This is a genomic window from Brachybacterium endophyticum (genome assembly GCF_003130585.1).
GTDB lineage: Bacteria > Actinomycetota > Actinomycetes > Actinomycetales > Dermabacteraceae > Brachybacterium > Brachybacterium endophyticum.
Map to the genome: position 1 here is coordinate 760,976 of NZ_QFKX01000001.1, position 21,201 is coordinate 782,176.

Annotated in this window: 19 protein-coding genes; 12 read left to right on the plus strand and 7 right to left on the minus strand. The window is 70.8% G+C overall.

The genetic code is table 11. The features are described 5' to 3' along the window. The first annotated feature begins 72 nt into the window (after nucleotides 1-72). From DEO23_RS03305 to DEO23_RS03325, 5 genes are all read left to right on the plus strand, one after another. Nucleotides 73-1,440 (plus strand): MFS transporter, encoded by a 1,368-nt coding sequence (locus DEO23_RS03305; RefSeq protein WP_109274550.1) that lies wholly within the window; start codon nucleotides 73-75, stop codon nucleotides 1,438-1,440. A 134-nt stretch (nucleotides 1,441-1,574) separates the two neighbouring features. Next, nucleotides 1,575-2,732 (plus strand): trans-sulfuration enzyme family protein, encoded by a 1,158-nt coding sequence (locus DEO23_RS03310; RefSeq protein WP_109274551.1) that lies wholly within the window; start codon nucleotides 1,575-1,577, stop codon nucleotides 2,730-2,732. A 49-nt stretch (nucleotides 2,733-2,781) separates the two neighbouring features. Then, complete coding sequence (locus DEO23_RS03315; RefSeq protein WP_109274552.1) at nucleotides 2,782-3,645, plus strand: transporter substrate-binding domain-containing protein; 864 nt, start codon at nucleotides 2,782-2,784, stop codon at nucleotides 3,643-3,645. A gap of 10 nt (nucleotides 3,646-3,655) precedes the next feature. Continuing rightward, a complete protein-coding gene (locus DEO23_RS03320) occupies nucleotides 3,656-4,321 on the plus strand; it encodes an amino acid ABC transporter permease (protein ID WP_109274553.1) in 666 nt (221 codons plus the stop codon). Beyond that, a complete protein-coding gene (locus DEO23_RS03325) occupies nucleotides 4,305-5,099 on the plus strand; it encodes an amino acid ABC transporter ATP-binding protein (RefSeq protein ID WP_109274554.1) in 795 nt (264 codons plus the stop codon). Before DEO23_RS03320 ends, DEO23_RS03325 begins: the two co-directional genes overlap by 17 nt. On the opposite strand, the gene DEO23_RS03330 is transcribed toward DEO23_RS03325, so the two are convergent. Then, nucleotides 5,083-5,601: a hypothetical protein gene (locus DEO23_RS03330; RefSeq protein ID WP_109274555.1), complete on the minus strand. Its 519-nt coding sequence runs from the start codon at nucleotides 5,599-5,601 to the stop codon at nucleotides 5,083-5,085. The two genes, DEO23_RS03325 and DEO23_RS03330, sit on opposite strands and share 17 nt — an antisense overlap. Nucleotides 5,602-5,811: 210 nt before the next feature. Here DEO23_RS03330 and DEO23_RS03335 point away from each other — a divergent pair, with 210 nt between their 5' ends. Beyond that, complete coding sequence (locus tag DEO23_RS03335; RefSeq protein ID WP_109274556.1) at nucleotides 5,812-6,684, plus strand: Bax inhibitor-1/YccA family protein; 873 nt, start codon at nucleotides 5,812-5,814, stop codon at nucleotides 6,682-6,684. A 107-nt stretch (nucleotides 6,685-6,791) separates the two neighbouring features. After that, nucleotides 6,792-8,276: a cardiolipin synthase gene (cls, locus tag DEO23_RS03340; RefSeq protein ID WP_109274557.1), complete on the plus strand. Its 1,485-nt coding sequence runs from the start codon at nucleotides 6,792-6,794 to the stop codon at nucleotides 8,274-8,276. 30 nt (nucleotides 8,277-8,306) lie between these two features. Here the strand turns inward: cls and DEO23_RS03345 are convergent, their stop codons facing one another. Genes DEO23_RS03345 through DEO23_RS03355 form a run of 3 tightly spaced genes read right to left on the minus strand, consistent with a single transcriptional unit; the run spans nucleotide 8,307 to nucleotide 11,278 of the window. Beyond that, nucleotides 8,307-9,062 (minus strand): hypothetical protein, encoded by a 756-nt coding sequence (locus DEO23_RS03345; RefSeq protein WP_109274558.1) that lies wholly within the window; start codon nucleotides 9,060-9,062, stop codon nucleotides 8,307-8,309. 18 nt (nucleotides 9,063-9,080) lie between these two features. Continuing rightward, nucleotides 9,081-10,016, minus strand: a complete 936-nt coding sequence (locus tag DEO23_RS03350) for a hypothetical protein (protein ID WP_109274559.1) — start codon at nucleotides 10,014-10,016, stop codon at nucleotides 9,081-9,083. A gap of 59 nt (nucleotides 10,017-10,075) precedes the next feature. Beyond that, nucleotides 10,076-11,278: a glycoside hydrolase family 3 N-terminal domain-containing protein gene (locus tag DEO23_RS03355; protein ID WP_109274560.1), complete on the minus strand. Its 1,203-nt coding sequence runs from the start codon at nucleotides 11,276-11,278 to the stop codon at nucleotides 10,076-10,078. Between the two features lie 80 nt (nucleotides 11,279-11,358). Between DEO23_RS03355 and DEO23_RS03360 the strand changes: the two genes are divergently transcribed. From DEO23_RS03360 to DEO23_RS03370, 3 genes are all read left to right on the plus strand, one after another. Further along, entirely contained in the window at nucleotides 11,359-13,602 is a 2,244-nt protein-coding gene (locus tag DEO23_RS03360) for a prolyl oligopeptidase family serine peptidase (RefSeq protein WP_109274561.1), read from the plus strand. Then, on the plus strand, nucleotides 13,602-14,966 hold the full coding sequence (locus tag DEO23_RS03365; protein ID WP_109274562.1) for an alpha/beta fold hydrolase: 1,365 nt from the start codon (nucleotides 13,602-13,604) through the stop codon (nucleotides 14,964-14,966). Before DEO23_RS03360 ends, DEO23_RS03365 begins: the two co-directional genes overlap by 1 nt. A gap of 417 nt (nucleotides 14,967-15,383) precedes the next feature. After that, nucleotides 15,384-16,967 carry an HNH endonuclease signature motif containing protein gene (locus DEO23_RS03370; RefSeq protein ID WP_109274563.1) on the plus strand — a complete coding sequence of 528 codons (1,584 nt, stop codon included), beginning with the start codon at nucleotides 15,384-15,386 and terminating at the stop codon, nucleotides 16,965-16,967. A 25-nt stretch (nucleotides 16,968-16,992) separates the two neighbouring features. Here the strand turns inward: DEO23_RS03370 and DEO23_RS03375 are convergent, their stop codons facing one another. Next, on the minus strand, nucleotides 16,993-18,408 hold the full coding sequence (locus DEO23_RS03375) for a DUF2079 domain-containing protein (RefSeq protein ID WP_240613183.1): 1,416 nt from the start codon (nucleotides 18,406-18,408) through the stop codon (nucleotides 16,993-16,995). Nucleotides 18,409-18,554: 146 nt separating this feature from the next. On the opposite strand from DEO23_RS03375, the gene DEO23_RS03380 reads away from it, so the two are divergent. Then, a complete protein-coding gene (locus tag DEO23_RS03380) occupies nucleotides 18,555-19,355 on the plus strand; it encodes an ABC transporter ATP-binding protein (RefSeq protein WP_109274564.1) in 801 nt (266 codons plus the stop codon). Nucleotides 19,356-19,369: 14 nt separating this feature from the next. On the opposite strand, the gene DEO23_RS03385 is transcribed toward DEO23_RS03380, so the two are convergent. Then, nucleotides 19,370-19,945, minus strand: a complete 576-nt coding sequence (locus DEO23_RS03385) for an LURP-one-related/scramblase family protein (protein ID WP_205678824.1) — start codon at nucleotides 19,943-19,945, stop codon at nucleotides 19,370-19,372. Nucleotides 19,946-19,987: 42 nt separating this feature from the next. Here DEO23_RS03385 and DEO23_RS03390 point away from each other — a divergent pair, with 42 nt between their 5' ends. Next, nucleotides 19,988-20,494, plus strand: coding sequence for an arsenic metallochaperone ArsD family protein (locus DEO23_RS03390; RefSeq protein WP_109274565.1), 507 nt, complete (start codon nucleotides 19,988-19,990; stop codon nucleotides 20,492-20,494). A 13-nt stretch (nucleotides 20,495-20,507) separates the two neighbouring features. Here DEO23_RS03390 and msrA read toward each other — a convergent pair whose 3' ends face one another. Beyond that, the gene (msrA, locus tag DEO23_RS03395; protein ID WP_109274566.1) at nucleotides 20,508-21,191 is read right to left on the minus strand and encodes a peptide-methionine (S)-S-oxide reductase MsrA; all 684 of its coding nucleotides are present in this window, start codon (nucleotides 21,189-21,191) and stop codon (nucleotides 20,508-20,510) included. Nucleotides 21,192-21,201 lie beyond the last annotated feature (10 nt).

Sequence of the window (21,201 nt, forward strand, 5' to 3'; positions counted from 1 at the left end):
GTTGCTTTATTCTGGAGCATGGGTCGACGGAGCCCGCCCTGCACGATCCGCCCCAGTCCCGAAGGTTCGCTCATGACCACAGTCGACACCTCGCCCGTCACCACGGCCGCACAGTCCCCCGACGAGATCTCGCCCATGCGGCGCCGCCTCGCCCTGTTCGCCCTCGCGCTGGGCGGATTCGGCATCGGCGGCTCCGAGTTCGCCTCGATGGGCCTGCTCCCCGGAATCGCCCACGGTCTGCTGCCCGACCTCATGGCCTCCGATCCGGAGACCGGCATCGCCCGCGCCGGCATCGCGATCTCCGCGTACGCCGTCGGCGTCGTGGTCGGCGCCCCGATCCTCGCGCTGCTCTCGGTCCGGTGGAGCCGTTCCTCGATGATCGTCGCGCTCGCTCTCGCGCTCGCTGCGGGCACCCTGCTCTCGGCGCTCATGCCCACCTTCGAGCTCACCGTGGCGGCCCGCTTCCTCGCGGGCATCCCGCACGGCGCCTACTTCGGCGTCGCCTCGCTGCTGGCCGCGTCCCTGATGGGCCCCGGCAGCCAGGGCAAGGGCGTCGCGCTCGCGCTCTCGGGTCTGACCGTCGCCAACCTGCTCGGCGTGCCGGTGCTGACTGCCGTGGGCCAGGCCTTCGGATGGCGCTCGGTGTACATGGTCCTCGCCGGGGTCTTCCTGGTGACCGTCCTCGCCCTGCGTATGACGGTCCCTGCCCACGAGAAGCCGCTGGGGCGTCGCATGGTCGACGAGCTCGTGGCCCTGCGCCGCGTGCAGCTGTGGGTCGTCATGGGCATCGCCGCGATCGGCTTCGCCGGCTCCTTCGCCGTGTTCAGCTACGTCTCGGACATCACCACCCAGGTCACCGGCGCACCCGAGAACGCGGTCCCGTGGGTCCTGGCCGCCGCCGGCCTCGGCATGACGATCGGCAACGTCGTGGGCGGCGCCAGCGCCGACCGTTCGCTGAACCGCACGCTCATGGTCGGCTTCCCCGCCAACATCCTCGCGCTCGTGCTGCTGTTCGCGGTGGCGCACACCAACCTGGTGGCGCTGATGGTCGGCTTCTTCCTCGCCAACCTCGCCAACGCCTCCCTGAACCCCGCGATGCAGACCTGGCTGATCCGCATCGCCCGCAGCTCGGAGGTGCTCGGCGCCTCCCTGAACCACGCGGCGTTCAACGTGGCCAACGCCCTCGGTGCGGGCCTCGGCGGTGCCGTGATCGCCGCCGGCTTCGGCTACCGCTCCACCATGGTGGTCGCGATCGTGCTGGCCACGGCCGGGTTCCTGATGGTCTCCGGTGCCCTGCTGGCGCTGCGGGTGCGTGCCCGTCGCCGCCTGGAGATGCTGCGCCGCACCGAGTTCACCACCACCGGCGCCATCGAGGCGATCGAGGAGGAGGCCGTCGCGGCCGAGGAGACCACCGAGGTCCGCGAGACCGTCTCGGTCTGACCGGTCTCCCGCGCCCTCCACGGGGGTCGCGCCGTGTGTCCCAGGACGCATCGGCGCGACCCCCAACACATGTTTATGGCACCGATAAGCGGCGCGCCTAGGATGGGGGTATTCGTCCCGTCCAGGAGGTTTTCGTGCACATCCAGACCCTCGCCGTCCAGGCCCTGCGCGACCACGAGCACGGTGCCGTGGTCCCGCCCGTGCACCTGGCCTCGACCTTCGAGCTCGACCCCGCCACGTCGGGCGGCGACTTCTCCTACCAGCGCGGAGGGAACCCCACCCGCGCGCAGCTGGAGACCGTGCTCGCCGCGCTCGAGGACGGCGCCCTGGAGGGCCGCGAGCAGCCCAGCCGGGGCTTCGCCTTCGCGACCGGGATGGCGGCGACCTCCGCGGCCTTCTCGCTGCTGCACACCGGTGACGAGGTCATCCTCCCCACCAGTGTCTACGGGGGCACCTTCCGCTTCGTCGAGACCGGCTTCGAGCGGCTGGGCCTCGGCGCCCGCTGGGTCCGGGACCTCGGCGAGCTGACCGAGGCCGACTTCGGCGAGTCCACCCGGATGGTCTTCGTCGAGACCCCCACGAACCCGACGCTGCGCGTCACCGATCTGCGACGCATCGTCGAGCTCGCCCACGCCCACGGTGCCCTCGTCGTCGTCGACAACACCTTCCTCACCCCGCTCCTGCAGCGCCCGCTGGATCTCGGCGCGGACCTCGTCGTGCAGTCGGCCACGAAGTACCTCGCCGGGCACGCGGACCTCCTCGCGGGCGTGGTGACCACGCGCGACCCCGAGATCGCCGAGAAGATCGCCCTCTCGCAGAAGACCTACGGCGGCGTCCTCTCGCCGTTCGACTCCTACCGGCTGATCCAGGACATCAAGACCCTGCCGCTGCGTCTGGCCCAGCAGCAGGCGAGCGCGATCACCATCGCCGAGCACCTGCGCGGCCACGAGGCCGTCTCCCGCGTGCTCACGCCCGGTTCGCACGACGAGCGCGAGGCCCGGATCCAGGCCGATCAGGCCGACGGTCCCGGTGCCGTGCTCTCCTTCGAGCTCGTGGACGGCGTGGACCGCGTGCGCTTCCTGCGCGCGCTGAGGATCCCCGCCTACGCCGTCAGCCTGGGCGGCGTGGAGTCCCTCATCTGCTACCCCGCCACCACCACCCACGACGCCATGACCCCGCAGGCCCGCGTCGACGCCGACATCACCGAGGGCATGCTGCGACTGTCCGTCGGGATCGAGGAGGTCCAGGACCTCGTCGCCGACCTCGACCAGGCCCTCGACGCCGCCCGCTGAGCCCGCGCCGCCGCCGCTCACCCCACCCATCCTGCCCAGGAGGCACGTCATGACCCGCCAGCTCCCCGCCGTCACCACCCGCCGCAGCTTCCTCACCGCAGGATCGGGCCTCGGCCTGGCCGCGCTGCTCGCCGCCTGCGGCCCCTCCCAGAACCGCGGCTCCGACGGCTCGGTCTCCAGCGACGGCGGCGGCAAGCCCGCCGACGAGGATGTCCTCAAGCGCATCCAGTCCTCCAAGACGGTGCGCATCGGTCTCGAGGGCACCTACCGGCCCTACGCGTACCACGACAAGGGCAAGCTCGTCGGGTTCGAGAAGGAGATCGCCGACGCCGTCGCCGAGGGGCTCGGCGCGAAGGCGAAGTACGTCGAGACCGAATGGGACTCGCTGATCGCCGGGCTGGACGTCGACAAGTTCGACATCGTCATCAACAACGTCGGCATCACCCCCGAGCGCGAGAAGTCCTACCTGTTCTCCGAGCCCTACGCGCGTTCGATCGGCCGCGTCGCCGTGCCCGAGGGATCGGACATCACCACCCTCGACGACCTCAAGGGCAAGCGTGCGGCGCAGTCGGCGACCAGCAACTGGGCCGAGGAGATGAAGAAGCTCGACGCCGAGATCGTCTCCGTGCAGGGCTTCGCCGAGGCCGTCGAGCTGCTGACCCAGGGCCGCGTGGACGCCACCGCCAACGACCTGGTCTCCTTCCAGACCTACAAGAAGGAGAACCCGGGCAAGAAGTTCACGCTGCTGGACGAGGAACTCCCCGGGGAGACCGAGGTCGGCGTGATCATGCCCCAGGGCCAGGACGACCTGAAGAAGAAGATCGACGAGATCCTGGACGGCATGAAGTCCGACGGCTCGCTGAAGAAGATCTACGAGAAGTGGGTGGGACAGGACCTCACCCCCAAGAAGTGAGGGCACCCGCATGAACACCCTCCAGCTGTGGTGGCAGAGCCTGCCGGACCTGCTCATGGCCGCCGTCGAGGTCACGGTCCCGCTCTCGCTGATCTCCTTCGCGATCGCGATGGTGCTCGCCGTGATCACGGCCCTCGGCCGTCTCTACCTGCCCGGTCCGCTCAAGGTCATCCCGTGGCTGTACGTGTGGATCTTCCGCGGCACGCCGATGGTCGTGCAGCTGTTCATCGTCTTCTTCGGGCTGCCGAACATCGGGATCGTGCTGCCCGCGATGACGGCCGCCGTCGTCACCCTCGCGCTGAACACCGGCGCCTACGCCTCCGAGGCCGTGCGCGCCTCGATCCTCTCGATCCCGCGCGGCCAGTTCGAGGCGGCCCAGACGCTGAACCTCTCGCGGCGCACCACCTTCTCCAAGGTGGTCGCCCCGCAGGCGTTCCGCATCGCCCTGCCGCCGCTGATGAACGACTTCATCGACCTGGTGAAGGGCACCAGCCTGGTCTTCGCGATCACCATCACCGATCTGTTCCAGGTGGGGCGCCAGGTGGCCGCCTCGACCTACCAGCCGATGGCGATGTACGCCCTGGTCGCGCTGATCTACCTGGTGATCGTCTCCCTGCTGAGCCTGCTCCAGCTCGTCCTCGAGAAGAAGGTGTCCGCCCATGTCCGCAGCAGCTGAGCCCGCCGGCACCCCGACCCCGGCCGAGGCAGCCGAGACCCTGCGTCTGCGCGGGATCCGCAAGACCTTCGGTTCCCTGACAGCGCTCGACGAGGTGGACCTCGACATCCCCCGCCGGGGGACGACGGTCCTGCTGGGCCCCTCGGGCTCGGGGAAGTCGACGCTCCTGCGCTGCATCAACCTGCTCGAGGAGCCCGACGCCGGGGAGATCGACTTCGGCGACGGCCCCACCCGCCTCGGGGGACGCCTGGGCGCCCGCACGGTGCGTTCCATCCGTGCGCGCTCGACCATGGTCTTCCAGCAGTTCAACCTGTTCCCGCACCTCACGGCGCTGGGCAACGTGACCCTCGCGCCGATCCACACCAAGGGTGTCGCCAAGGAGAAGGCCGAGGTCCGCGGCAGGGAGCTGCTGGAGAAGGTCGGTCTCGGGTCGAAGGCCGACGCCTACCCCGACCGCCTCTCCGGCGGCCAGCAGCAGCGCGTCGCGATCGCCCGCGCGCTCGCCATGGAGCCCGACGTGCTCCTGTTCGACGAGCCCACCTCGGCGCTGGACCCCGAGCTCGCGGCCGAGGTGGTCGCGGTCCTCGCCGACCTCGCCCGCGAGGACCGCACGCTCGTGGTCGTCACCCACTCGCTCGCCTTCGCCCAGCGGGTGGCCGACAAGGTCGTCTTCCTCGAGGAGGGCAGGATCCTGCTCGACGGCCCGCCCGCGGACTTCTTCGAGAGCGAGGACGCGCGGCTGCGCCGCTTCCGCGAGATGGTCAGCTCGGCGGTGTGAGGCGGCTCCGCGAGGAGCGCTGACGGTGCGCGCGCCGCTCACGCAGGCGGCGCACCAGCCGCAGCAGAGCGCGCCGAGCGCCGGTCAGCGAGTCGGCGACCAGGGCCACGCCCAGGGTCGAGACCAGGGAGATCAGGAAGGTCCCCGTCGCGGTCCCCAGCAGGCCCAGGTGCGAGGCGAGCGTCCACGCGCCCGCGGTCGTCCCGGCACCCGTGACGAGCTCGCGCGGCGAGAGCGAGCGCACCGCGCGGCGCTCGCTGTCCTCGGCGCGAGACGGGCGGGGTGAGCGAACGGATCCCTGTGTGGAGCCGCGCGCGGAGCCCTGCCCGGAGTCCTGCGCCGTGGCGGCGTCCTCCCGCTGCGGTCCCAGCTCGAGCGCCCGGCTGTCGATCGCACGCAGCGTGGTGGTCGCCGTGACGGTGCGCCGGGGCAGGTGGCGGGTGCGAGGGGAGTGCGGGGCGGTGTCGCTCGCGAGGGGGTTCTCGGCGGTGGCGGTGGGCATGGGTCCCACCCTCGCGCGCCTCGCGCGTGCACGGGCGAAGGATCCGTGAGGCCTTCGTGAAGATCGCGCGACGTCTCCCCGTCGGCGCTGAGCGAACTCCCACCCTTCGCCCAGGTGCAGGTACGAGCGCCCCGGTAGACTGGCAGCAACCCCCGGGCCACCTGCCTGGGCGCAGCACCCCACGCCATCACGCACTATCGGAGGAGCGCCATGGCACGGCACAACATCGTCTTCGGCAACGACCAGCCCATCAGGCAGGGCGTCGCCCGCCCCTCGCCCGACTTCACCTCGGACTTCCCGTCCAGCGATCAGCGCACGAGCAGCGAGCACTCGCCCGAGAACCTCGAGGCGATCTACGCCCGCCCCTCGGCCACGGGCCGCGACACCGGCCGGATGACCATCCGCGACGTGCTCAACGCGACGACCGCGACCCTCGGTCTCACCATCGTCGCAGGCATCGTGTTCGCTCTTCTCCCGATCGCGCTCGGATTCGTGGGCGGCGACGAGGGGTACACCCTTGGTCGCGGCATCTCGATGGTCGCGATGGGCGTGGGCTTCCTCGGCGGCTTCGTGCTGGCCCTGGTGAACTCCTTCAAGAAGAAGCCCTCGCCGGTCCTGGTGCTCGCCTATGCGCTCCTCGAGGGCGCGGCGCTGGGCGGTCTGAGCGGGATGCTCAACGAGCAGCTGCCGGGAATCGCGCTGCAGGCGGTGGTGGGCACCCTCGCCGTGGCCACGACGGTGCTCTTCCTCTTCCGCATCGGCGTGCTGCGCACGTCGCCGCTGCTGACGAAGATCTTCGCCGTCGCGATGGTCGCCTACCTGCTCTTCTGCCTCGTGAACGTCGGGGTCGTCTTCCTCACCGGCGGCGACCTGCGCAGTGGGGCGCTCGGCCTCGTGATCGGCGCGCTCGCCGTGATCATGGCGTCCTACTCGCTGGTGATGGACTTCGAGGACGTCCAGCGCGGCGTCAACGCCGGAGCCCCGCGCGCCTATGCCTGGCGCTGCGCCTTCGGCATCACCGTGACCCTGGTGTGGATGTACATCGAGATCCTGCGGATCCTGTCGATCCTGCGGAACAACTGACGCGTCGTGGTGACGCTCACGAGGGCGGTGGGTCTTCGGACCCGCCGCCCTCGTGCGACAGTGGAGGGTCTGCGCAACGAGCGATGAGGAGCAGGTGAGGAGGGCACGTGGAGGCCTGGAGGTGGCTCGTCGAGCACGTCGTCCTCGTCGCGCCCTACGTGGCGCTGGTCGTGGACATCATCCTGCGAGTGGTCGCGGTGCTCGTGGTGCCGCGCAACCGCCGGCCCGCCAGCTCCTTCGCCTGGCTGCTGGCGATCATGGTGTTCCCGATCATCGGCTTCCCGCTGTTCCTGCTGCTCGGTGACACCCAGCTGCCCCGCAAGCGGCGCGAGAAGCAGCAGGTCGTCAACCGTCTGATGAAGGTCCGCTCGCACGACATCCCCGACAGCGAGCTCGACGAGGACAGCCCCAGCTGGCTGCAGTCCGCCGTCGCCCTGAACCGCGAGCTCGGCGCCTTCCCGCTGACGGGCAACAACTCCGCCGACCTCGAGATCGAGTACGAGAAGTCGATCCGCCGCATGGCGGAGGACATCCGCACCGCCCGCGAGAGCGTGCACGTGCTCTTCTACATCGCGGGCCTGGACGAGACCACCCGCCCGTTCTTCGACGCCGTCACCGAGGCCGCCGACCGCGGCGTGAAGGTGCGCTTCCTCTACGACCACTACGGGTCGCTGAAGTACGGCAGCGTCTACCGGCCGATGCGCCGTCTGCTGGACGCGCACGACATCGAGCACTACCCGATGATGCCCATCAAGCCGCTGCGGGACGGCGCCCTGCAGCGTCCGGACCTGCGCAACCATCGCAAGATGCTGGTCGTGGACGGCGAGGTCGCCTGGATGGGCAGCCAGAACCTGATCGACTCCGCCTACGCGAGCGCGAAGGGCGCGCGTGAGGGCGTGCGCTGGCAGGAGACGATGATCCGACTGCGCGGCCCGATCGTCTCCGAGATCAACCTGATGTTCGCGACCGACTGGTACCTCGAGTCCAGCGAGTCGATCGCCGAGTCCCAGGTGGTCAAGCCCTCCCCGGACACCTCGGGCACCTACGAGTGCCAGCTGGTGCCCAGCGGTCCGGGCTTCGTGCTCGAGAACAACCTGCTGCTGTTCAACCAGCTCTTCTACAGCGCCGAGCGACGCATCGCGGCCGTCAGCCCTTACTTCGTGCCCGACGAGTCGCTGCTGTACGCCCTGGTCACGGCGGCCAAGCGCGGGGTGGAGGTCGAGCTGTTCGTCTCCGAGAAGGGCGATCAGTTCCTCGTCGACCACGCCCAGAGCTCCTACTACTCGACGCTGCTCGAGGCGGGCGTGCGCATCCAGCTCTACGAGAGCCCGAAGGTCCTGCACGCCAAGCACGTGACGGTCGACGACTCGGTGACGGTGCTGGGCTCCTCGAACATGGACATCCGCTCGTTCCTGCTGGACATGGAGAGCTCGCTGATGGTCGGCGGCACCGATTTCATGAAGAAGATGCACGCGGTCGAGGACGTCTACCGGTCCCGCAGCCGCGAGCTGACGCTCGAGGAATGGCGGCAGCGGTCGGTCTGGCGTCAGTTCGTGGACAACACCTGCCGCCTGGCCTCCTCGATCGTGTGAACGCCGGGAGTCGGCATCGGGGCCGACGCCTCAGGTGAGCCCGCTCAACGAGTTCTCCGCCTGCTCCGCAGCCTTCTCGTGCTCCTCCACGCCGATCGCGGACTCGGAGACGAAGACGCTGGGGCCCTCTGGGGTGTCCACGACGATCACGGTCAGCCCGCTCGCCGACGTCTTCTTCAGGCTGGAGGAGTCGAACGTGAGCTTCCCGGAGGTGCGGTAGCCCTTCATGCCGTCGACCGTCACCTCGGTGGTCTTCTCGTCCTCGAGCTCACGGCCCGTGGTGTCGCCCCAGAGGCTGGACTTGGAGACCAGGCAGTCCAGGATCCGGCTGGAGGCCTCCTTGTCGCCCGGGTACTCGATGCCGGGCTGCCATTCCACCTTCGCGACGCCCACGGTCGAGGACCAGTCCTCCTCGACATGCGCCGCGGCCAGCACGCTGTCGTTGGTGAACGCCGCGTAGGACATGTCGCGGCGGTCGTTGAAGACGTCGGGGATCTCGAGCTCGAGGCCTCCGCCGCGCAGCCTGTCGGGCGGGTTCGTCGACGTGCGGTCGAATCGGGTGGGGGTCCAGCACCACTCCTCGTCCTGCGCCGCGTCCTCGCTCTCGGTCTCGCTCGGGGTCGCGGTCGGACCGGAGGTGGGGGAGGCCGTGGGGCTCGGGGAGGAGCGGCCCACCGTGAGGGCGTGCACGCCGAGAGTCCCGCCCACGATCAGCACGAACACGACCACGAACGCGCCCACGCCCGCGAGGACCGGCCGGGATCCGGTGGGGAGTCGGGGGGTCATGGGGCTGCTCCGGGCATGTCAGACCACCTTTAGGGTCTCGATGATCTCCTCGAGCGCGTCGGCGTGCTCGGGGACGTCGGCCGCGACGTCCGAGGCGAGCGCCTGCGGGCCGTCGTCGGTCTCGACCACGATCGAGGTGACGATCGAGGCACTCGAGTCCTTGATGAAATCGGGGTTCTCGAAATGGTAGGTGGCCTGGACGATCCACGCCTGGTGTCCGTCGACCTCGGTCTTCTCGCTGCGGTAGTCGGTGACGGTGGGGTTCTCCCCGAAGCCCACGAGGACCCCGGAGGTGGTCGCGTAGCACTGGAAGATCGCGACGGCGGCGTCCTCGGTGCCCGGGTACCCGCCCTCCTCGTCGGGCCACTCGACGGAGCCGACGTTGACGACGCTGTACCAGTCGTCCTCGACCTCTCTGCCGTAGGCCGACACGTCCTTCATGTAGGGCAGGCCCGCGTCGACCCACGGGTAGTCCCAGTCCTTCGGTCGCGTGTACTCCAGATGTCCGCCCCGGACGGTACGGGGTCCGCTCCCGGTGCCGCCCTGCCCGGCGTCCGAGGGGATCGAGCAGTCCGTGGTCGGCGCCTGCGTGAAGATCGGCGGGGGCGGGGCGAGGTCGGGATCCTTCGGATCGGGCACGTACTCGCCCTCGCCCGAGGAGGAGCGGGAGGACCCGGCGGTCGGGGTGTGGGACTCGTCGGGATCCAGCATCGGGCGGAAGAGCGTCTGCGAGAGGATCAGGGCGATCACGCCGATCAGCACCACGGCGCCGACGATCACGGTGATCAGCACGACCCGGGTGCGGGCACGGCCGGCCTCGTCGGGGCGGGAGAACGGCGCCGGGGTGTTCCGGGCGTCCGTGGAGTAGTCGGGGAGGTCCGCGTCCTCCTGGCCCGGGGTGAACGCGGGGAGGGAAGGGGTGTCCTCCTCGTCCCGCTCCGGGCTCCCTGCCATCTGCTCTCCCTGGTCGTGCCGTGGCTCCGTGCGAATTCTCCCACAGCCTCCCCGGCGCCTCAGGCTCCCGGGACCGACCGCGCCTGCTTGACCCGCAGCATCCGCGCCGCGGACTCGCGCACGCGGCGAGCCGTGGCCTTCGACTGCGATGCCCAGTCGGCGATCGCCTCGACGAGCTGCTCGGCGAGGTCGGGGTCCGCTGTCAGCACCACGTCCCCGCCGGCCTCCAGCAGACGGGTCGCGCGTTCGGCGACGGGGACGTCCTGCACCGCCGCCGCGCTGCCGACGTCGTCGCTGACGACGAGGCCGTCGAAGCCCATCGACCCGCGCAGCAGCTCGGTGACGATCGGGCGGGAGAACATCGCGGGGGTGTCCTCGTCCAGGCGCGGGTAGAGCGCGCTGGAGAGCATGACCATGTCGGCCCCGGCGTCGATGCCGGCGCGGAACGGGTCCAGGTACGAGGAATCGGCGTCGGTCTTCTCGTCGGTGATGTCCTCGGCCGAGAAGTCGGTGTTGCCGCGCACGCGGCCCAGGCCCGGGAAGTGCTTGAGGGCGGAGGCGACCTGCTGGCCATCGAGCGCCTTCGTCGCGGCCACCACGCAGTCCGCGACGTGCGCCGGGTCGGTGCCGAAGCCGCGGTCGACCTTCCCGACCGGCGCATTGGCCGAGCCCAGCTCCGGGTCGACGGCGTCGGCGACGGGGGCGAGCGCCGCGTGCAGACCCAGGCCCGCGAGGTCCTCGCCGATGCTCGTGTACGCATCGGTGACGGCGTCGGTGCCCTGCTCGCCGAGGGTCGCGGCCGACGGGGTCCGGCGGGCCGCGCTGCCGCGCAGCATGCGCACCTGGCCGCCCTCCTGGTCCACGCTCAGCAGCGGCGAGACGTCCCCGTCCCCGACCCGGTCGCCGATGTCCTCGACGAGCGCGCGCACGGTGTCGGCGCTGTCCCAGATGCCCAGCAGGAAGAAGCCGCCCACGCGCAGGTCGGAGATCAGGGAGGAGGCGGGAGTGGTGCCGGCGGGGATCCCCACGAGCACCAGCTGCGCGGCGGCCTCCTCGTCGCTGAGGTCCGCCGCTCGCTGCTCCGCGGCATCGGGCGTGGGAGAGGGGGAGGGGGTCGTCTTCTTCCCGGAGGCCTCGGAACCGCCGTCGGACGACGAGGGCCGGGACGTGCTGCCGCTCGCGTCGGAGGCGTCGGCCCCGCGATCGGAGCAGGAGGCGAGAAGAGCGGCCGGGGGAAGGGCGAGAGCAGTGCGTCGGCGCATGTCATCGAGTCTGCCACGGAGCGCGGACGGGTTCGCCCGGAGGGAGGCCCCACACGGGTGTTCGCCACTAGTGTGAAGGCATGAGCCAGCACGCCGAGTCCCGCCCGCAGCTCCCGGACGCCGAGACCGCGGCCGACCCCTGGCAGTGGCTCGAGGACGTCACCGGCGAGAAGGCCCTGGACCACGTGCGCGAGCGCAACGCCCGTGCGGAGTCGGAGATCGACGCCGTCGAGGACCCGCGCGGAGACGGCAGCCTGAGCGAGCACCTGCAACAGGACATCCTCCAGATCCTCGACGCGAGCGACCGCATCCCGGGCGTCACCAAGCGCGGGGAGTTCCTCTACAACGTGTGGACCGACGCCGAGCACGAGCGCGGGCTCTGGCGGCGCACCACGCTCGAGAGCTACCGCGAGGACGAGCCCGAATGGGACGTGCTGCTGGACGTCGACGCTCTGGGGCGCGAGGAGGACGAGAACTGGGTGTGGCACGGCGCCCAGCTGCTGCGGCCCGTGGAGGGCGAGCCCTACCGCAGGGCCCTCGTCTCGCTCTCGCGCGGCGGCTCCGATGCCGACGTCACCCGAGAGTTCGACCTCGAGACCCGTCGCTTCGTCCCGGTCGCCGACGGCGGCTTCGAGCGCCCGGAGGCCAAGGGGTCCCTGCACTGGATCGACGAGGACACCGTCTGGGTGACCACCGACTTCGGCGAGGGCACGCTCACCGACTCCGGGTACGCGCGGCAGGCGCGGATCTGGCGGCGCGGCAGCGCCCTCGAGGACGCTCACCTGGTCTTCGAGGGCGAGCAGCACGACATGGCGGTGTTCGCCGCGCACGACCAGACCCCGGGCTGGCAGCGCGACTGGATCGTGCTGATGCACGCCTTCTACGACACCACCCTGCGCATCGCCGACCTCTCGGGGCTGTCCGCGGGCGAGGACCCGGTGCTCACCGAGCTGCCCCTCCCACGGGACATGGAGGCCAGCGGCCACCGCGACCTCGCCGTGCTCGCCCCGCGCAGCGACTGGCAGGTCGGTGACGACACCTTCACCGCGGGCTCCCTCCTGGTCGCCGACCTGGACACCCTCCTGGCGAGCGCCCCGCAGGGCCCCTCGGCCTCCGACCTGCACGTGCTGTTCGAGCCGACCCCCAGCACCTCGCTCGCCGACCTCACCATCACCCGGTCCACCATCGTGCTGACGATTCTCGAGGACGTGGTCCACCGTCTCGAGGTCCACCATCGTGGGGATGACGGCAGCTGGGTGCGCAACGACCTCTACCCCGAGCTGAGCGGTGCGATCGACGTGCGCGCCGTGGACACCGACGAGTCCGACGAGATCTGGGTGACCAGCACCGACTACCTCACCCCGACGACCCTGCTGCTCGGCGACCTCGCCGAGGTCCCCGCCGGCGGAGAGCCCGGCGAGCTCGAGGTCGTCAAGTCCTCGCCTGCACGTTTCGAGGCCGAGGGTCTCGAGGTCACCCAGCACTTCGCGACCAGCGAGGACGGCACCCGCATCCCCTACTTCGAGATCGGCCCCGTGCCCGGCGGGGACAGTGGCGGCGACGGGGGCAACGGGACCGACACCCCCGCCCCGACGCTCCTCTACGGGTACGGCGGCTTCGAGATCTCGATGACCCCCGGCTACCTCGGAGCGGTCGGGAAGGCCTGGTGCGAGCGCGGCGGCACCTATGTGGTGGCGAACATCCGCGGCGGCGGCGAGTACGGGCCGGACTGGCACCAGGCCGCGCTGCGCGAGAACCGCCACCGCGCCTACGAGGACTTCGCGGCCGTGGCCCGTGATCTCGTCGAGCGCGGCGTCACCGATCGTGACCACCTCGCCGTGCGCGGCGGCTCCAACGGCGGCCTCCTCACCGGCAACATGCTCACCCAGTACCCCGAGCTGTTCGGCGCCGTGATCATCCAGGTCCCGCTGCTGGACATGAAGCGCTACTCCCACCTGCTCGCCGGTGCCTCCTGGATGGCCGAGTACGGGGACCCCGACACCTCCGACTGGGAGTTCGTGCGCACGTTCAGCCCGTACCACCTGCTGGCCGAGGGCACCGAGTACCCGCCCACCTTCCTGCTCACCTCGACCCGCGACGACCGCGTCCACCCCGGGCACGCCCGCAAGATGACAGCGGCCCTCGAGTCGCTGGGCGCGGACGTGCGCTCGTGGGAGAACATCGAGGGAGGCCACGGCGGAGCCGCCACGAACGAGCAGGCGGCCCGCATGAACGCCCTGATGTACACGTTCCTGTGGTCCCGGATCGGTGGGTCAGGGCCCCGGTCGGGGGTCGCGCCCGCCGACCAGGACACGGGAGCCTGATGCGGTCGGTGCCGGAGCTCCTGGGCCGCACCGGCCAGGACGACCTCCTCACCCTGCGCAACGACCTGATGACGCTCCAGCGCGAGGTCTCGGCCGACGACCGTCGGCTGTTCCCGCTGCGGTACGCACGGGTGAACCCGCCGCGCATGGGCCGACGCGCCGCCGGGATCCGCCGTGACCTCGAGACCCCCGTGGTCACCGTCGTGCCCGACGGCCCCGGCGGTGCCTCCGTGCTGCCTTACGACCTGCTGCGGCGTTCCCTGGCCGCCCGCGGGCTCGACGTCATCATGCCCGAGCACCGCGGCGTCGGCCTCTCGCGCCTGGATGCCGAGGGGCATGACCTGCCGCCCCATGCGATGGACCTCGACGAGGCCATCGAGGACCTGCGAGCGGCGCTCGACCATGCACTCGTCGAGCGCACCGTGCTCTACGGCTGCGGCTACGGCGCCTACCTCTCGCTGGCCTTCGCCGCGCGCCACCCCGAGCGGGTGGGAGCACTGGTCCTGGACTCGCCCCTCGTCGGCCCCGGGGACGAGGCGATCTCCCAGCTCGCCGTCCGCGAACGCTACTGGGACGGTGCGGACCCGCGCACCGACACCATCGCCCGCACCCTGCGACGACTGGACGACCAGGCGGTGATCGACGCCCGACGGGCCGGTCCCGTCGTCCTCGCCGTCCACGAGTACGGCGGCACCGACGACGTCCGCGAGCTCGTCGACCTGCTGGCGATGGGACGCGGCCAGGCGACCTGGACCAGCGTCTGGCAGGCCCTCACGCAGGAGTGGTTGCAGTCCACCCGGTACGTCAGCGAGCCCGATCTGGTGGTGCGGATCGCGCACACGCAGCTCGCGTTCGGCTCCCACGCCGACGGCGGCCCGATGGACCCGCTGCTGATCTCCGGGGAGCAGGCGCAGCAGGCCCCGGCCCCCACACGACGTGCCATGGCGCAGGACCTGCGCGAGGTCGCCCCCGCGATCACGGCGCCCACCCTGGTGCTGAGCGGCGAGCAGGATCTGGTGACCCCGCCGCGGATCGCCCGCGAGCTCGCCTCCCTGATCCCCGGCGCGCACCTGCTGAACATGCCCGACACCGGCCACGGCATCCTCGACTCCCATTCTCAGCTCGCCCAGATCGCGATCTGGTGGAGCGCCGCGGGGGCGGGCGGCGAGCTGATCGGGCAGCGGGAGCAGCTGATGGCGCTCAAGCCCACCCCCAGCAGCCGTGTGCTCTCCCACGGTCTGCGTCTCGCGCTCGCCGCCGAGCGCTACTCGCCCTGGCGCATGCGACTGGAGACCGCGCGCACCCGACGTGCCGAAGCGCTCATGGATCCCTCGCGTCGCTCTGCTCGGGGGCCGCGGTTGTAGGAACGGATCTCCGCGGCGGGAGGGGAGTCTTCTCGGATTCCTCACGCCCGGGGGTTCTTGGTTCCTCATTTCTCGGCGTTGCCGCCGTCGTGGCGAATTCTGGGGTGCTCGGGAGCATCCGTGCGTGCGCCTCTCGAGAGGCAAGACGTGCCCCCGTCGCGACCAGGCTTGCATGGCGTCGGCACGGCGTTGAATCCAGCCTCACCTGCAGTAACGCAGGGGTGGGACATCTGAGGCGGGCGTCGTGGAGAACTCGGCGCATCGGTGGGACATGATGTGAACAAAGTGGGTGTGTGGAGGATTAGATCGACGTTTTCCACATATTCCTCTTCACCTCTTGTGGGCCTCCCTCTCCTCGCTATTCTTGAATGCAGAAAGCATGGCAGCGGAAAGCAGGCAACGGGGAAGGGGGGAGAGATGTCGTCGGATCGGGAGACCGTTGCACCGAACGTCCCGGGCGCCTCCCCGTCCGTTCCCGCCTCTCCCGCGGCTGCCGCTGCTACCGCGGCTGCTGCCGCTGCTGCTGCCGCAGCGGCTCGCCGGGCGCATCGTGGTCCTGCACCACGCGTCCCGCTCTCCCGCGAGAACGCCCCGCGGCGCGCCTGCGGGCCGGATGCGGAGATCGAGCTCAACGCGCAGCTCCAGGGGATCTGGGACCTCACCGTCGAGGAATCGAAGGCGTCGGCGACGCGCATGCGAGCCCTCGCCCCGCTCTGGGCGGACCGGGACCACGCCTCGGCACCCGTGCACGCGGGGGAGGTCGAGGATGCCGAAGCCGCTGTGGTGCTCCGATGCACGATCAGTGCGGCCTACGCCCAGGTCCGCGACGCCCACGAGGCACTCACCCTCTTCCCTCGACTGTTCGCCCGTCTGGAAGCAGGTGATCTCCCGGTCGAATGGCTGCGACGGGTCCTGCGGCGCACCCGAGATCTTCCCGTGGAGGACCGTCGGGAGATCGACAGGGTCATGGCCGGGTGGGAGTTCGGCGTCACGCCCGAGACCTTCCGCCGGCTGCTGGGGGAGCTGGTGTGCCTGTTCACCTCCCGCCTCGAGACCTCACCGCTCGAGCAGGCCGAACGCCGGCGCCACGTCTCGACACCCGCCGTCGGCGACGACGGGTCCGCGAGCGTCACGATCACGGGGCCCATCCCCGAGATCACGGCCTTCATGCACCGCCTCGACGCCTGCGCGGAGACGCTGCAGCGCGCGCAGCGTCACGCCCTCGACCAGGACGGTGTCGAGATCCCGTTCGACGACGGCACCGTGCGCGAGCGCGGCCGAGCGATGTCCAAGGGATCACTGCGGTACGAAGCCCTCCGCCACGGTGAGCTGAACACCGACGGACACCCCGTCCCCGCCCCGCGCTTCACCATCCTGGTCACCGTTCCGGCCCTGACCCTGATGGGGCGCAGTGACGCCCCGGCCACCCTCGAAGACATCCATCCGATCCCGGCCGATATGGCCCGCGAGCTGGCCGCGGGTGAGAAGGACTGGATGCGCGTGCTCACCGACCCGGCCGCAGGGACCTACCTGCCCTTGCCGCCGGAGCGCTATCAGCCCACGCCCGCGATGCAGATGCACCTGCGCCTACGTGGCCCCGAGTGCGCCGTCCCGGGCTGTACGCGGCCCAGCTGCCGGAGCGCGGAGGCCGACCACATCGAGGAATTCGATCACCAGCACCCGGAGGCAGGTGGCTCCACCAGCCTGGAGAACCTCCACCTCCTGTGCTGGTCCCACCACCAGATCAAGACCTCCCGCGCGATCGACCCCGACCGGCTCCGGGCGGCCGAAGGTGGCGCGGGACCACCGGGCAGCACCCGATGGAGCCTGCGCGAGGACATGCGTCTCACCCGCCAGGACGAGACCGATCTGCTCACGCCGTCGCTGGCCGGCGAGCTCCATAATGCGTGGCAGCGGCACCTCACGCCCGTCCGGACAGCCCCGCCGGACCCCGGGTCCACGGCCCAGGAGGACCACTCCGAGGCCCCGCCGCCATTCTGATCGTGACCGCTCCGGTCGTTCTCGCTCAGGTCGTTCCCGGGCGGCAGGCCACCTCGAAGCCGTTCTCGGTCATCACCTCGTCGAAGGTGGTGCCGTAGTTCCCGCTCGCCCAGCTCGCGGCGTCACCGGGGTCCTGGCCTCCCCAGGAGAAGGCCTCGCGGTCGATCAGCACGCAGTCCGGCACGCGGGCGTTCGTGCCGTGCACCCATTGCACGTCGTCGTGCGGCACCAGGCGCGCCATCACCGTGATGTCCGAGGCCACCACGACGTCGCCCGGCACCGCGTCGACCGCGGCCGCGGCCGCCTCCGCGCGCGGACTCGGCTCCCAGGACGTGGCGCGCCCCAGGTTCGCCAGCGGCAGGGCCGACCACAGCACGAGCGTGACCGCCGCACTCGCCACGACGGCCGTCCAGCGCACGAGCGGACGAGGACGTCGTTCGTCGCTGTGGCGGTCGCCCAGGGCATCGAGCAGGGCCGCCAGGGCGATCGGCATGAGCACCGCGTTGTAGTGCCAGTACCAGCCCCAGTAGAACTCGACGTTCCCCGCGAAGCGCCACGCGAGCGTCGGCAGCATCGCCGCCATGATCGGGGAGCGCGCTCCGATCACGCCCGCGGCGAGCAGCAGCATGAGCACCGTCGTCCACTTCTCGACGGGCACGAACACGTCGAGCGGAGACCCCAGGTTGCCGCCGTAGTCGTACTGGCCGCCCGGGTTCAGGGCGGGCAGCACCACGAAGGTCGACAGCACGAACCAGCCGAGACCCCAGGCCGCCAGACCCATCCCGCCGCGTCGGGCGAGGGGGCTGCGCAGAGCGATCACCGCGCCGAGCACCGCCACGGTCAGCCCCATGTCCTCCTTGACCAGCACCAGTGGCGCGGCCCAGGCGATGGCCGCCACGAACCGTCCGCGCAGCAGCGCCGTCAGCGAGAAGGCCAGCAGCGGGAGGGCGAAGGCGATCTCGTGGAACTGCACGTCGGCCGCGGCCTGCAGCCCGAAGCCGAACAGGTAGGCCGCGCCCGCGAGCAGCCCGGCGCCTGCGCCCAGTCGGTCGATCGCCAGGCGCGTCAGCGGGACCGCGGAGATCCCCATCAGCACCGCCTGGACCCACAGCAGGGAGAGCGGGGACGGCCACACGGCCCAGACCGGGCCCAGCACCACGAGGATCGGATGGAAATGGTCGCCGAGCAGATTGAAGCTGTCGCCCTTGATCGGCACGATCGGGGCGCGCAGCTCGGAGTAGTCGCGCGCCACCTGCGAGAAGATCGCGAGATCCCAGGAGCGCTCCTCGAGGCCACGCCACTGCTGCACGCCGCGCAGCCCGTAGGCGAGGGCGCCGAGAGCGCCCATCAGCAGCGGTGCGAGCAACCGCAGGACCCGGTTCCCGCCCGCGGGCAGGACTTCGGTCTCGTCGTGCCGCAGGGGCGGGGCGGGACTGCTCACCGTGCGAGCGTAACGGGTGGAACCGTGTGATCCGCGACCGGCCCGGGACCCGCGGTGCACCATGCCCTGACCCCGCAGTTAGGCTGGCCTCCGTGGTGCCCGTCGGCGACCGGACCGGCCGGGCCCGTGCCGGCCCAGGAGGAAGCATGACCGCTGTGCGCACGCCGATCGAGGCGGTCGACGTGACCCTGGGCTACGGGGGACGCACCGTCAGCGAGCACCTCGACGTGGGCATCCCCGAGGGATCCTTCACAGCGATCATCGGCCCGAACGCCTGCGGGAAGTCGACCCTGCTGCGTTCCCTCGCGCGGCTCCTGGAGCCGCAGGACGGCTCGATCGTCCTGGACGGTCGCGCGATCCACGACTACTCCTCGAAGCAGGTGGCCCGTCGGCTGGGCCTGCTGCCCCAGGCCTCCGTGAGCCCTCCCGGGATCACGGTGCGCGATCTCGTGGCCCGTGGCCGCTACCCGCACCGCAGTCTGCTCTCCCCGTGGTCCGCGGCCGACGGCGACGCCGTCGCGCGGGCCCTCGAGGCCACCGGCAGCACGCATCTCGCGGACCGCCTGGTCGACGAGCTCTCGGGCGGTCAGCGTCAGCGGGTATGGATCTCTCTCGTGCTCGCGCAGGAGACCCCGCTGCTGCTCCTCGACGAGCCGACGACCTTCCTGGACATCACCCACCAGCTCGAGGTGCTGAACCTGTGCCGTCGCCTGCACGCGACGGGGGAGTACACGCTCGCGGCGGTGCTGCACGACCTGAACCTCGCCTTCCGCTACGCGACCCACCTGATCGTCATGAAGGACGGGAAGGTCGTCGCGCAGGGGGCACCGCAGGACGTCGTCACCTCGGATCTGATCCAGGACGTCTACGGGATCGGGAACCTGTGCGTGCAGGATCCGGTGACCGGACGTCCGATGATCGTGCCCACCGACGGCGTCGACGGGTAGCGCTGACCCCTGGCTCAGCCGTTGTTCTGCTCCTTCTGTCGGATCAGGTCGAGGGCGATCGTGCCGCCGATGATCGTGAGCCGCAGACCGGGCGGAACCGTGGGGTCGATGGCCAGGACGTAGCGGCTGTGCCCGAGCAGCCCACGTGCGATCCCGCCCCATTTCCGGGACACACGGGCCGCCACCGATCCGTTGATGGCGTACTCGAACTCGTGACCGAGCACGTTCCCGGTCAGCGCGACCACGGTGCCGTCGCCCAGAGTGAGATCCACCTTCGTCCGCAGCATCGAGAAGCGCTTGCGCACGTCGGCGACCGGTGTGCCGTCCGGGGCGCTCAGCTCGAAGCGGTCGAACCCGATGCCGGTGGGATCCTGCACGTGCAGCAGCGGCGTGCCGTCCGCATCGGCGACGTCGAGGGAGCGGCTGCCCGCGAGTGCACGGGAGATCCCGCTGCCGCCCGTGGTGACGTGGCCGATCACCTGATCGCCCGACGCGTCGAGGATGTCGAAGTCGTTGGACATGAACCCGGTGATCTGCTGCATCACGAGGGTGTCGTGCGAGAGGAGCGTGGCCGGTGTGGAGTCGTTCATGAGCACAGCCTGCCAGGTGCAGCGGCGGTTACCGTGGGGTTCATGACCGCCGCCGATGAGGATCCTGCTCCGGAGCAGGCGCCCCTGGACATCTTCCTGCCCTCCCCGCCGCCCGATCACGAGGCGCAGGAGGAGTTCCTGGACGCCGCCGCCGAGCTCGCCCTGAAGGGGCAGCCGATCACGGTCTATCTCCAGGACGAGGACGCCTGGGCCTTCGAGGAGTGCGAACCCGTACGGGCGCTGATGGAGTCCGCGGGGCCCTCGGTGCTCCCGGTGACACTGGTGGGCCTGGACATCGTGGTCAGCTCCGTCTACCCGACCTCCTCGCAGATGCAGCGCTTCGCGGACCAGGGCGGCGCCCCGCGCGAGCGCCGCAGCGCCGCCGCGTCGGCCTGCGGCCCGGTGGGGGAGGGCGCCGCACCGATGCCCCGGAAGGCCGGCGGGTTCGCCGCGCAGCTGATGGGCGCGGCTCCCTCCCCGGACCTGCCGACGGGCGGCCCCGACATCGGCGCACGCCGCAACCTGATGGGCGGCCACTCCGACCAGTGAGCCCCCGCTCCGACTAGAGCGAGCAGGCGACCCCGTTGAAGCCGTGGTTGCAGTAGCCGTAGGGGTTCTTCGCGAGATACTGCTGGTGCTCGGGCTCGGCGGTGTAGTACTGGCCGTCCCCCGCTTCGGCGAGGGGCGAGAGCTCGGTGGTGATCTGCCCGCGGCCCGAGGCGTCGAGCGCCTCCTGATAGCGCACCGCCGAATCGCGCACGATCTCGCCCTGGTGGGCGCTCGTCCAGTACACGGCGGAGCGGTACTCGGTCCCCACGTCGTTTCCCTGGCGCATCGCGGTGGTGGGGTCGTGCTGCTGCCAGAACTCCTCGAGGAGGCGGCGCAGAACGGTGTCGCGCTCGTCCTGGTCGGCTCCTGCGTAGATCACCCGCACGGCCTCGGTGTGCCCGGTCTTGGCCGAGAACACCTCCTCGTAGGTGGGGTGCGGGGTGTACCCGCCCGCGTAACCGGCCGAGGTGGTGTGCACACCGGGGATCTGCCAGGCGATCCGTTCGATCCCCCAGAAGCATCCGCCGGCCAGGATCAGCTCCTCGCTGCCCTCGGGCCAGGGGCCGAGCATGTCGGTCCCCAGCACCGCGTGACGGCGCTCGAGCGGGTAGGGGTAGTCCTCGCGGCCCGGGAGGGCGTCCTCGGGGGCGACCATGTCCTTCTTGTGGGCGTTGAGCATGTCCATGATCTGCCACATGCGTTCCACG